The sequence below is a fragment of the Weissella confusa genome (assembly GCA_041871065.1).
Classification (GTDB): Bacteria; Bacillota; Bacilli; order Lactobacillales; family Lactobacillaceae; genus Weissella; species Weissella confusa_A.
In genome coordinates, this window is record CP168942.1 from 1752804 (window position 1) to 1766110 (window position 13307).

The 13307-nt window shown below is 46.3% G+C and carries 11 protein-coding genes; all 11 read right to left on the minus strand.

Features of this window, described 5'->3' with window-relative positions:
* Positions 1–61 precede the first annotated feature (61 nt).
* On the minus strand, positions 62–349 hold the full coding sequence (locus ACAW68_08600) for a hypothetical protein (GenBank protein ID XGA15517.1): 288 nt from the start codon (positions 347–349) through the stop codon (positions 62–64).
* A 295-nt stretch (positions 350–644) separates the two neighbouring features.
* Positions 645–1928, minus strand: a complete 1284-nt coding sequence (locus ACAW68_08605) for a replication-associated recombination protein A (protein XGA15518.1) — start codon at positions 1926–1928, stop codon at positions 645–647.
* A gap of 19 nt (positions 1929–1947) precedes the next feature.
* Positions 1948–3780, minus strand: coding sequence for a helix-turn-helix domain-containing protein (locus ACAW68_08610; protein XGA15519.1), 1833 nt, complete (start codon positions 3778–3780; stop codon positions 1948–1950).
* 22 nt (positions 3781–3802) lie between these two features.
* Positions 3803–4246, minus strand: coding sequence for a YueI family protein (locus tag ACAW68_08615; protein XGA15520.1), 444 nt, complete (start codon positions 4244–4246; stop codon positions 3803–3805).
* A gap of 117 nt (positions 4247–4363) precedes the next feature.
* Positions 4364–4573, minus strand: a complete 210-nt coding sequence (locus tag ACAW68_08620; GenBank protein XGA15521.1) for a hypothetical protein — start codon at positions 4571–4573, stop codon at positions 4364–4366.
* Positions 4570–6147: a peptide chain release factor 3 gene (locus ACAW68_08625; protein XGA17019.1), complete on the minus strand. Its 1578-nt coding sequence runs from the start codon at positions 6145–6147 to the stop codon at positions 4570–4572. Before ACAW68_08625 ends, ACAW68_08620 begins: the two co-directional genes overlap by 4 nt.
* A 118-nt stretch (positions 6148–6265) precedes the next feature.
* Complete coding sequence (locus ACAW68_08630) at positions 6266–7087, minus strand: hypothetical protein (protein XGA15522.1); 822 nt, start codon at positions 7085–7087, stop codon at positions 6266–6268.
* A 95-nt stretch (positions 7088–7182) separates the two neighbouring features.
* Positions 7183–7734: a DUF402 domain-containing protein gene (locus ACAW68_08635; GenBank protein XGA15523.1), complete on the minus strand. Its 552-nt coding sequence runs from the start codon at positions 7732–7734 to the stop codon at positions 7183–7185.
* An 82-nt stretch (positions 7735–7816) separates the two neighbouring features.
* Entirely contained in the window at positions 7817–8242 is a 426-nt protein-coding gene (locus ACAW68_08640; GenBank protein ID XGA15524.1) for a WxL protein host-binding domain-containing protein, read from the minus strand.
* Positions 8243–8267: 25 nt separating this feature from the next.
* Complete coding sequence (locus ACAW68_08645; GenBank protein ID XGA15525.1) at positions 8268–8864, minus strand: WxL protein peptidoglycan domain-containing protein; 597 nt, start codon at positions 8862–8864, stop codon at positions 8268–8270.
* 153 nt (positions 8865–9017) lie between these two features.
* Positions 9018–13268: a hypothetical protein gene (locus ACAW68_08650; GenBank protein XGA15526.1), complete on the minus strand. Its 4251-nt coding sequence runs from the start codon at positions 13266–13268 to the stop codon at positions 9018–9020.
* Between the last annotated feature and the right edge of the window lie 39 nt (positions 13269–13307).

Sequence of the window (13307 nt, forward strand, 5' to 3'; positions counted from 1 at the left end):
AACCATGTCTAAAAAAAATAGCACCTATGAAGATTTCACAGATGCTACAACTAAAGTATGACTATTTAAACAATCGTGATGTCACCACAACAGCCAAGACCGTCGTTAGAATTGTTGCCAAGATAACGAAGATGCCGGCTGGCAATGGCTCTGAACCACGCAACACAACACTAACAATCAATGCCAATGCATCAAGCGTGAAGAACCAACCGAAAAATGTTGCTGGCATACGCGCTTGTGATGCCGACAAGTTCAAAAATCCTTGACGGTGTGTTAGTAGATAAATGCCCATTGCGCCAATCAACAACGCAAAGACAAGATACATAATGATGATGCCCATTTCATTCATCCTCTATCTCAAATAATTAATTGCAAAAGAAAAGCACTACCAGGGCGAACCGTAGTAGCGCACGAACACTTGATTGGCGCCGTTAACGATTCACAATGAAGTCGGCTCCAGATTATAGGTAAGTGGGTGAATAAGTCAGCTTTAGCGGCTACTAAGTGAAATAGCTTGCCTCGCCGGCTTCCCGACATCCCCGAGCAATATGGTTGTAAAGCGACTACATATAGTAGGAATCATGCGTACGTCCAAGGAATTCGCATACCGTTATTATACGCTTCCAAGTGTAAAAAAGCAGTAGTTAACGTAAACCATTTTTCTGAGCGTCACGCAACTTTTGGTACTGTTCCTTATAGGCTTGCTCAACCTTAGAATTTCCCGCCGGCACGAAATAGTTGGCCCCATTAAGTTTATCTGGCAAATATTGTTGTGGTACCCAATCGCCGGGATGCCCGTGTGGATAAACGTATTCCACACCGTGCCCCAGTTTTTCAGCACCCTTGTAGTGCGCATCACGCAAATGATCCGGCACATCGCCAGTGCCACCCTTGCGCACATCAGCCAACGCCGCATCGATTGCGGTATAGGCTGAATTCGACTTAGGCGACAATGCCAATTCAATCGTTGCATTGGCCAATGGAATACGCGCCTCCGGAAAGCCAAGTTTCTCAGCGGCTTCAATTGCGGTTACAGCACGCGCCGCAACCGCTGGATTTGCCAAGCCGATATCTTCGTAGGCAATCACACGCAAACGTCGCGCAATAATTGGCAAATCGCCTGCTTCAATCAAACGGGCCAAGTAGTGCAACGCAGCATCCGTATCACTACCACGAATCGACTTTTGCAAAGCGGAGATAACATCATAGTGCCCATCCCCATCCTTGTCCGCCGTCAACGCTTTACGTTGCACCGTCTCTTCAACAATCGGTAACGTGATGTGCACCTTACCATCTTCACTTGGTGCCGTTGACTTAACTGCCAACTCCAAGCCATTCAACGCTGAACGCAAATCACCGTTCGTTGCATAAACCAATTGGCGCTCGGCCTCATCGTCCAGCACGGCATCGAAGTTACCTAAGCCGCGTTCCTTATCAGTCAACGCTCTTTGAATAGCCGTCTTCATGTCATCTTCAGACAACGGCTTTACTTCAAAGATTTGCGTACGTGAACGAATGGCCGGCAAAATCGATAAGTACGGATTCTCCGTTGTGGCACCAATCAGCACGATGCGCCCACTCTCCAGGTGAGGCAACAAAAAATCTTGTTTCGTCTTATCCAGACGGTGAATTTCGTCTAGCAACAAGACAACCGTGCCAGACATCTTGGCTTCTTCAGCCACAATTTGTAGATCTTTCTTGCTATCCGTTGCCGCATTCAAAATACGGAACGCATACTTCGTTGACCCGGCAATGGCACTGGCGATACTCGTCTTACCCGTGCCTGGAGGGCCATATAAAATCATCGACGACAGCATTTTAGCCGTCACCATGCGATTAATAATCTTCCCTTCACCAACTAGATGTTGTTGTCCAACAATTTCTTCGATGGTGCGAGGTCGCATGCGAAATGCTAATGGTTGTTGCATGCAAGCAACCTCCTCTCATTTAAGCCTGACCTGGGTTTTCACGTTCAACTAAGGCTTGCAAAATTGTACGGAAACGACCGACGGCTTCCGCATCACCCGTCATCGTTTGATAATCAACGATGTAATGGCTTAACAAACTAATCACCCGTTGTGGGTCATCAAAAATAATGTCAAAAAAGTCGAGCATAATCCAGCGCCATTGCAACGCCAAACTACCATCACGTACCTGTTGCGCACCAAGTTGTCGTGACAACGTCGTATAGAAATGGACCAGTTCGCGATTTTCAAGCAACGCTGCTCGGAATGTCGCTAACTCAAGCGCCTCTAACACGTTATCAAGCAAAGCATATGGGGCGTTTGTCTTCGTATAGATAGTCTCAAATTGTCGCTGCCATACTTCTGTTTCCGCAACAGAGTTAATCCCTAGGATGCCGTACTTAATCAAGCGCAATTCACGTTCATGCCAGACATCTAAGCTCATCAACTCATCCATAATTTCGTGACCCAACGTTACCGCGTCATCCGATGTCAACCAACCTGGATAGTTTGCCATGCCATCCATTGCTCGGTATCTGAATGACACTTCCAAGTCACGACGACTCTTCGTGTGATCGTAATTATGCTTAGCCACTTCAGCCATGACGTGGTACATCCCCGGCGCTGTCAACTCTGGCGTATATTGCACCCAAGTTTCAGTCTCAGTGTTGATAAACTGACTGCTAATTGACGCATCCAAGTCAGCTGGAATCAAGCGCATCTGACGCATCAAGCATTCCAAATCACTAGAATGTAGCAAATCCGGATCCTTGTATGCGCGCTTTAGCTTATAGGCCGAAACGCCAACTGCCTCAATTTGCTCAACTGTGATATTCTTACCATCCATAATCCATTTGAACAGCGTCCCAAAGTGATTGAAATACGGCAACTCCGTACCAGCCGCGAATACTGGAAAATGTTTGTCATCTGTAGCCGCTTGCCAATAGGTCTCACGTTCAGCGCGGTAAGCTTCCCAGACCTTGCGCAAATTCAAATCACTTGGCTCAAGTCCAATCGTAAGCGCTTGCTCACGTTCAGCTGCTTCCAACATGTTATTAACTATTCCATCAAGCATTGGATTCTCAAATGCTTCATCATCACGAACGTAAATTGCCAAACGCTTAAGCATCAGCAATTCAACCGTACCAGATGCGGTCGGTTGGTTAATAATCGCTTCCAGAATAAACCGTGTGTTTTCACGACTGCGATTTGACGGCACCATCAAAAACTTCTTAATGGCTTGAATATGCATCTGTGTTGCAATACCCCAAACATCGATTGGCAGGTATGTATTAAACATCGTAATTGTACGCACGTAGCGTTGGTAAACCACCATAAAATCATCCGGATCCAACAGCGCCGCCAACAAACCGGCAATGTTCAATTCGATCAGCGTATAGTTCTCAGTTTCCAACAACATCGTTGTTAACTTCGTAACTGCGTCAAAATCGATAATGTTGCCCGTCGTACGAATATCTTGCACTAACTCAGCAGCCAACAAAGCGTAATCATCCGTTCCACCCGCTGCTACGACCCGTTCGTTCTCAACGGCCTCAGCCAGTTCCGGTAATGACATCGCAAACAACGACACAATACTATATGGTCGAAGCAATGGCTTACCAACTGCTGCTGCCAACTCCGAAAACGTCATCGTCAACAGCGTTAGTACATCTGTTAATTCTTTTAATGAAAGCTCAGCCTCACCCACAGCAATGCGGTACCACCGCGATTTACTGATACCCAGCTTTTCAATTTGTGCTACGCTGACGTTCTTATCTTGTCGAACATCATTGAGCACTTCACCATAACTTCTCATCTACTCTCTCCTACCAAAAAGCTTACCCAAATAGCTTCTTGTACCAAGGCTTCTTTTCCGACGTGCTTGGTGTCGTCGTTGTTGCTGCAGGCGTTTCCGTCAACTTTACGATATCGATTTGGTCAACGTTCACCGCTTCTTTAGCCGTGAAGACAGCCACCACGTCTGAACGATCAAACACATCGTCTGACTTTAACGTGAACCCAACGTGGCTCTTTGAGGCCAATTTAATATATGGCTCCAAGTCGTCCATAGGTAGGTGGCCATTCAATAGCAACGTCCCATCTGGGTGCGCTTTGAATTGCTTCTCCCATGTCGCCATGTAGGCTGGTTGTCCAAACGTTTCGCGAGTCTGCGCCGCATAAATGCGCTCGCGGAACGTTCCCAAGTAGTGGTTGCGTTCGTCAGGGTTAATTTGTGGCGTCCCGTATACCGCCGCTTGCATGTGTGGATCCATCTCAGGCATGAGGGCTGTCCTCCAACTTTCTTTTAGTCCTTTAATTCTAACACATCTAGCCATTGTCCCGGATAAAACACAAAAAAGAGACGAGCAACATTAGCTCGTCTCTTTTTAGTAACTTTCTTACCCGAACATTAGTGTAGAAATTCCCGCTACAAAAACGTACATCATATATGCGCCGAAGATCCAGTGCAATGCATTAAACAACATTGGGAATGGTCGCAAGATGCGGTGGCCTGCAAAGTAAACCACCGTTGGTACGATCAAAATCAACGCAAATATTTCAAACCCCATTAGCCATGTGTTCGGTGCCATCGGCATCAAAAGTGTCATAGCTTTTCCTCCAAATCAACATCTGGGTACTTATCCTTAAACCAGCGTTCTGCGAATTGGTTTTCGAACAAGAATACTGGTTGCTCCGCACGGTCACGTACTAGCAAATTACGTGATGAAGCCATGCGTGGATCAAGTTGCTCTGGGTTAATCCAGCGTGCAATCTTTGAACCCATTGGCTCCAAACTAACTTCCGTGTTGTATTCGTTTTCCATACGGAATTGGAAAACTTCGAATTGCAACGCACCAACGGCACCAAGGATATAATCCCCTGAATCCCAGGCCGTGTACATTTGAATTGTTCCTTCTTGAACCAATTGCGTCACACCCTTGTGGAATGACTTTTGCTTCAAAACGTTCTTAGCGTGAACACGCATGAACAATTCAGGTGTAAACGTTGGCAACTCTTCAAATTCAACCGCCTTCTTACCGGCGAAAATCGTGTCACCGATTTGGAAGTTACCCGTGTCATAAACACCGATGATATCACCAGGATAAGCATTCTCAACGTTCTCACGCGTGTCAGCCATAAACTGCGTCACGTTAGACAAACGAATCTTCTTGTTCGTTCGTGCAAGCGTGACATCCATACCACGCTCAAACTCACCAGATACGATACGTACAAAGGCGATACGGTCACGGTGGTTAGGGTTCATGTTCGCTTGAATCTTGAAGACGAATCCTGAGAATTGCTCGTTACCAGGTTCAACTTGGTTACCATCAACCGTGTTCTTAGCTGAAGGTGCTGGTGCGAATTGCATGTACGTTTGCAAGAACGTCTCAATTCCGAATCCTTGCAAGGCTGAACCGAAGAAGACTGGCGTCAACTCACCGTTCATAACGGCTTGCTCATCGAATTGGTTTCCGGCGTCCTTCAACATTTCGATTTCGTCGCGCGTTTCAGCCCAAAGTGGGTTGTCTTGCAACTTGTTTGGCTCTGCCAAATCAGTACCAGCTTCGTTCAAAGGCAAGAAACGAGCAGCTTCTGATTCTGGACGGAACACTTCGACATTGTTGTGATACAAATCAAACAACCCAGCCAAAATTTGTCCTGATCCAATTGGCCAATTCATTGGGTAGGCGTTGATTCCCAACGTTGACTCCAATTCATCAACCAAGTCCAAGGCATCGCGACCATCACGGTCCAACTTGTTGAAGAATGTAAAAATTGGAATGTGACGTTCACTAACAATTTCGAACAACTTCTTTGTTTGTGGCTCGATACCCTTTGCAGAGTCGACCACCATGATAACTGAGTCAACAGCCATCAACGTACGGTACGTGTCTTCAGAGAAATCTTCGTGTCCTGGGGTGTCCAAGATATTGATACGCTTACCGTCAAAATCAAATTGCAAAACAGATGATGTTACGGAAATTCCACGCGTTTGCTCAATTTCCATCCAGTCTGACTTTGCAAAGTTTCCCTTACGTCCCTTAACCGTTCCAGCTTCACGAACTACACCACCAAGCTTCAACAATTGCTCAGTGATCGTCGTCTTACCGGCGTCGGGGTGGGAAATAATCGCAAACGTGCGGCGCGTTTGCATTTCCTCTTGTAATGATGCCATTTTTATCGCCTTAATTTCTTAATTTATTTAGTGATTCTTTAAAAATCTTAACAATTTAGTATAACGAAAAAACGGCTGTGATTCAACACCACAACCGTTCTTATATACATTGTATTTTTATTGATTACTTCTTTTTCCAGCCCATTTGGTCGGCGACTTGTTCCATTGACAAAGCACCGTGACCATCGATGATTTTATTCATCGCAATTTGCATATCTTCAGCTGACACGTTGGCTACGTCATAACCCAAACCATCCCATTGACTACGGGCTGCGGCGACGTCTGCTGAATCCATTGGGCGATCACCAGGCACATCAACTGATTGTTGTGATTCTGAGTTCTTTTCGGCTTCCGCTTGTGATGAAGCGGCTGCTGAACTAGCAGCTGCAACTGATGAGGCGTATGATGCCGTCTTTGACGATGACGCTGCAATTGATTGTGAAGCTGCAATCGACGCTGCCTTTGATGAAGCTGATGCCATCGAAGCAGACACTGAAGCTGCCTTCAAAGATTCTGAAGCCGCCTTTGATGATGACGCTGCCTTCTTGGCTGAAATTGATGATTCCTTGATTGACGCGCGGGTCGCCTTCACTTGGTTCATCGCAACCTTAATGTTCTTGTTCACAATGCCAACCGCATCGTCAACCGCTGTAGCAGACTTGTACAATGACAACGCCTCATGCCAGTCATGCTTATCAGCCTTCTTTTGGGCTGAAATCGCAATCTTCAATTGTTCAAGCGCCGTACGCCCTTCGACAGAAACTTTGTCCTTTTGGGCAGCTTGATAATACGTCTTCGCTGACTCCCAGTCCTGTTCATTCAATGCAGCGTGGGCATTACGAATGTTCGCTTCGTACCCCTTACCCTTGTTGAACGTTTGGTAGCCGAATACACCGGCCGCAAACGCCACGATTAATACAATGACGATAATAATCTTCTTTTTCATTTTATTCCCCTATTACGCTATTAGGTCCATTATAAAGGAAAAGCAATGTCCCTGGATAGTCCAAGTGACATTGCTTTTCAAAAAACATATTGCGACTAACGATCACTGCGACGCTTGATTTCCAAGTATCTGCGATACCACAAGTCGATGTACTCGTCCGAAAATGGGCCCTGATGCTTATTGATCCAATCAACTAGGATTTTGACATGCTCCTTTACGATAAAATCAATGTCTGCTGGGTATTGCCATTGTGCTTTGTGTAACTCATATTCGTCCGTATCAAGAAGACGCTTCTCACCATCTGGAAAAACCTTCACATCCAAATCGTAGTCCACATACTTCAAGGCTTCTTTATCTAAAACAAACGGAGAAGCTAAATTACAGTAATAAGACACCCCATTATCTCGTATCATCGCGACGATGTTGAACCAATACTTACGGTGAAAATACACAATCGCTGGCTCACGTGTCACCCAACGACGACCGTCATCTTCGGTCACCAATGTGTGATCATTCAGCCCAATGATGGCATTTTCACTCGTTTTTAGCACCATCGTATCACGCCAAGTTCGGTGCAAACTGCCGTCGTGCTTGTAGCTCTTAATCGTAATAAAATCGCCTTCCCGTGGGAGTCGACTATCTTTCATTTTTGAGCCCTTTTTACGGCCTTTCACCAAATTTATTCTTCTTCATTGTATCACGCGAAACAATGAAGCGAAACGGTGATTTCTAACGATACTTCTTAAGGCCAGCAAACTTAACTAGCAACACAATAATCCCGATGACAAAAATTGCCACCACAATCGCCAATAGTGTGTCTAACCATGACCACTTCTTTTGTTGCTTAACCGTTGTCTCGTTCGCTTTAACGTTAACCTTTGTTTGCCAGTGCTTCACGTACTCACGTTTGTCACTAACCTTATCAACGTAATCGCCAGTGGCACTGTCGCGAATCCAACGCGCCGTAACCTTAACGGTGTACTTGCCAGATGGCAAACCTTCCTTCTTCAGGTTAATTGGCCACGTCATGTTTGAGTACGGCGCCATCGTTAGACCCATACGATCATCGTACAATACAATCTTGCCCGACTTATCGATAACTTCAGACGTCAGACGCATCGTGTTGACGAAATTACCATTTGGATTGCGAATCACAACCCCAAAGGCCGCTTCTTGTTAATCATTTCAAGCTTGGCTGACTCAAACTGCGGCTTAGCAGTTGGTAACGTCTCTTGATTTCGAATAAACACACCAATGGTCTTATCACCGTCGTAATACCTTGGCGATCACTTTGGTCAACCTTCTTCACAGCAACATCACCACGTGGCGCAATCTTAATACCACCGGCCAGCAAACCTGACCAAGCCTTTGCCGGGGCCGTCAATTGGACGTTAAAGTCAGTGTCAGCTTTGGCTTTTGCCGTCACCGTGCTTGGAATTTGCATATCTTCACCAATTTGTTCTGGCAAAGACGCATCGAACGTTGTGTTCGCCGCCGTGTAATTAACCGCACCCTTCACGGTTGTCTTAGCGGTTCCCTTACTGATATCAAATTCAATATCCTTATCAGTATGATTTGTAATGACAAATGTCATTTCTTGGTGTTGGCCAGGCGCCAATACCATGTCGAATGCCTCTGTGTGATTTCCCACAATCTGAGTGCTTGGAATCAAGGCGTGCACCTCGTAATCGGCTACATCCGCATGAACAATCGTCTGTAGCCCCATTAATAATCCAAGACCGCTTACAAGGGCTCCTAAAACTTTTTTGCTAATCATTCTTCTTTTCCCTATCAAACGCGCAACTACCCACTTTTACACTTACAATTATACAGTAAATTCCTACATTATGCGTAACTTTTCACAATGAAAAGGCCCCAGTCGACGTTATGGTCAGTTGGGACCTTTCATTTACCTTACCACTAATAAATTCTAGTCTTCGCGGCGGGCAGCAAGCTTACGCTCAACTGCTTCGCGACGACGGTAGAAGGCTAGCAACGCACCGAACATACCAGCCGCAGCCAATGCCGCAATCAGCATGGCTACCAAGTATGGATCAGATGTACGCCATGACATGTCATTCAATGAATTCAAGTTCGCAATATCGCCATCCTTGTCATCAGGAATCTCGTGAATCCACAAGCTATCCTTATTAACAACTGGCGTATTATCAACCGTCTCAACAAATACTGGTAACTCAACGTCAACCATATTCGTCGTTTTTGGTGCTGGCGTACCAGCCACAACATTATTCATTGATGTCACGCGAGGTGCACCAGCAACAGATGCTTGTGGTGTTGCCACCGTCGCAACTGGTTGGTTCACCACCGTCGTAGCGTTTGATTGGACGTTATTAGGCGTCTCAACTACTGCGCTACCATCTGGCGTAAACGTCACAACCTGATTACCGTTTGGCTCATTTGTACGAACCATCTTGTAACCTGGGATGTTAGGAACTACAACTTCTCCAAACGTTGGTGTGCCTGTGTTCTTATCGAATCCAGTCACGCCAGTCGTGCCATCTGATGTCTTGTCGTGTTCTTCGAACCAAGGCGTTTCCGTGTGATCGTACTTCGTCTTATCGTCCAAATCACCATCAGGTACGCGTTCACCGGTCACCTTATCAACGCTGTAGTGTGGCGTAACTTCAACGACTTGTTCAACCGTCGTCGTCTTGCCATCTGGCGTTGTAATTGTTGTGTGGCGAACTGTCGTCGTTGGCGTACCAGTACCGTCTTGCGTATCGTGCTTCAAGTGAACAACGAATACTTGAGAGTCAGCTTCTGAATCATCAGTTGCATCGTATTGTGTTCCTTCGGCAAAGCCATCTGAAACCAGTACGTAGCCCTTTGATTCATAATCCTTGATGACATCATCACTGTTGTAATCAATCTCTGCATCCGTAACACCATCCAAATCATCCGTACGCAACGTTGCGTTAGTCGTATCGTCCACATAGACAACTTGAGCCTTCGCATCGTTGGCCGTGTACGTTACTGTTTGGTCACCGTTTGGCTTTGCTGGATCATTTGGCGTACGAACAACTGTGTAACCTGGCACATTTGGTACATCAACATCACCGAACGTTGGTGTGCCTGTGTTCTTATCGAAGTCAGTTACACCGACCGTACCATCTGATGTCTTATCATTCTTATCGAACCAAGGCGTTTCCGTGTTGTCGTACTTCGTCTTGTCGTTCAAATCATCATCAGGTACGCGTTCACCAGTAACACGATCAACGCTATAGTGTGGCGTGACTTCAACAACTTGTTCAACCGTTGTTGTCTTGCCATCTGGCGTTTTAATCGTCGTGTGACGAATCGTCGTTGTTGGTGTACCAGTACCATCAGCCGTATCGTGCTTCAAGTGGATTTCGAAGTGGTTCTTCGTGTCATCGGCGTTGTACGTCTTGTCATCGCTCAAGTCGTTTGAGACAAGGACATAGCCCTTATCCGTAAAGTTCTTGATTGTTGCTGCTGAATCGTAAACAACATCCGCATCTGTCTTACCAGTCAACTCATCCGTTTGAACCGGCTTGCCAGTTGCGTCGTCGATGACAACAACTTGTCCAGTAACTGTCTTTGGTGCGTACGTGATTGTGTAATCACCGTCCGTCAAACCATTGTCAGTAACTGTGAAGTTGTGACCATCCGTAACCGTCTTGAAATCGTACGTTGGATTATCATCATCTGACGTGAAGATTGTCTTGCCATTTGACGTTACCGTAAATGTGTAACCAGGAACGGCAGGTACCGTCGTTGGCCCACCCGTTACAGTAGCTGTATCGTATGGCGTGTCAGTCTTACCCGTCATTGTGAAGTCAGAATCACCATTTGGCACACTGTTTTGTTGGTTTGGTGTCAAATTCGTGTTGTCGTAGTGCACCTTAACCGTTTGGTCATTTGGTGTGTACGTCACCACTTCAGTGACATCGTTGTGAGCAAAGCTTCCTGGTGCCGCTGGCGTCGTTACCTTCGCCGTGTACCCTGGAATTTCTGGCGTCGTTACATCGTTGAATGTGACGTCACCAGTCTTATCATTCACAACATCCCCATCATTGTCGTTACCCGTCGTCTTGTATGAGTCAGGGAAACCACCAGTGTAGTTATCACTTGTCACGTCACCATCAGGAATTTCGTGACCCGTCACCTTATCAACCGCAAACTTATGTTCAACCGTAACCGTTTGGTCAACTGGTGCTGGTGCCTTTGATGGATCACCACCATCAACAACATACGTAATCTTCTTTGTAACGGTCTCAGTCTCTGTTCCTGGCTCAACAGCGTGGTTCAAGATGACATAGAACGTGTTATCAGAAGGCTTGTATGTTGCCCCTGGCTTGAATCCATCAGACACAAGTGCGTAACCAGCCTTTACCAAGTCAGCAATTTCATCCGCCGTACTGTAATCAATCGTACGATCCGTCAAACCACTTGGCGTATCCGTGTGCAATACCGTATCAGTTAGCTTGTCCTTGTAGACAGCCTTCGCTGTTTGCGTCATTGGCTTATACGTCACCACTTGGTTACCATCAGCGTCCGTTACCGGCTCACTTGGTGTATAACCTGGCACGTTTGGATACGTCACGTCGCCAAAGATTGGATCACCTTGAGGCGTAACACCCGTCAAACCTGGCGTACCATCAGGTGTTGTGTTGTCTGACGTGTACGTTGGCTTATCAGGGTAACCATCACCAGTTTCGTTCGTAAAGTTCGTTGTATCAGTTGGATCGATTGGCGTCTTAGCATCGTCACCTGTCTTCGTCGCATCCCCTGGATAGTGCTTTGTCACTTCTCCAGTTTGTGTGATTGGGTCAGGCGCACCAGTTGTACCGTCAACAACAAATGTCGTCGTCTTCTTAACTGGCGTCGTTGACTCTTGCTTCGTCGTCTTGTGGTTGAAGTGAACCGTCCAGTGTTGTGTTGCACCATCCGTATCTGCGTTCACATCAAACTTTTCGCCTGATGTCTTAGCAGCATCGTATTGGTTATTCACAACGTGGTAACCAGCTGCTTCTTGATCAGCAACTGCCTTATCAGCTGTTGCAAAATCAACCACTTGATCCGTGACACCAGTCAACGTCACAGTACCAAGTACCTTGCCAGTAACATCATCAATCAACGTTACCGTTGCATTAGCTGGGTTAGCCGTGTAGGTAATCGTCGTCTCACCATCAGGGTTGTCATAAGTTGCCCCATCGTTTTTAACAGTCTTGGTATAACCAGGCTTGTCATCTGATGGCACATCGAATGTTACCTTACCAGTTTGATCAACGTGAACATCCGTCTTACCGTCTGAAACTGTGTAAGTTGGTCCATCCGGCGTCGTGTAGTAAGTGCTGTTTCCCACATTTTCAGTTGGAATTTCAGTCTTCGTTACAGGGTCGTATGTGTACTCACGCGTGATTGTACCCGTTACCGGCGTACCGTCAGTTGTCGTCACATCATCCCCGACCTTCGTCACAATCTTCATCTTGTTGGTTGTCGTCACCGTTTCCTTGTGACGTTCCGTGACGTGCTTTACGTGAACCACAAAGTTTTGTGATGTGACCGTTGCTGTATCCGTTTGATTATCAAAGACAGCGTCCGTACCTGTAAAGTTATCAGATACAATCGTCAATCCATTACTAAACTTTGAATCTTCGTTCAACTTCTTCAACGCTTCCGCAACGTCATACGTCATCTTGGCATCAGTTTGACCCGTAATAACATCGTTGTGAATTGGTTGACCAGTGACATCATCGATGAACGTGATGCCAGCCGTCGCAACTTCTGGTGTGTAAGTTACTGTCGTTGCAGTAGGGTTTTCACCATACTTAGCAGTTGTTGTCACAGCTGCCTTATCAACATCGTAACCTTCAACTTCTGGTGACGTTACTGTCGTAAACGTTACCGTACCAGTCGTGGCATCAACTGAAGCCGTTGCGTCATCACTCTTAAGCGTGAAGACCGGTGCATCCGCATCCTTGCCATAGTCACCAAGCGTCAATCCCTTTGTTGATGCCGTCACTTCTTCATTCGTGACATTATCAACATAGAACGTACGCGTTACGTCGGCATCCTTTACAACGTCAGCCAACTTGGCCTTGGTTGCATCGTCACTACCTGTGTAACCAGTGTAGTGAACCGTCTCCGTAACGGTCTTTGACTCAGACTTCTTCGTCACCCCGTGCTTCAACGTCACTGTGATACTTTGCTTAGCTTCAGGATCGTTATCCCATTG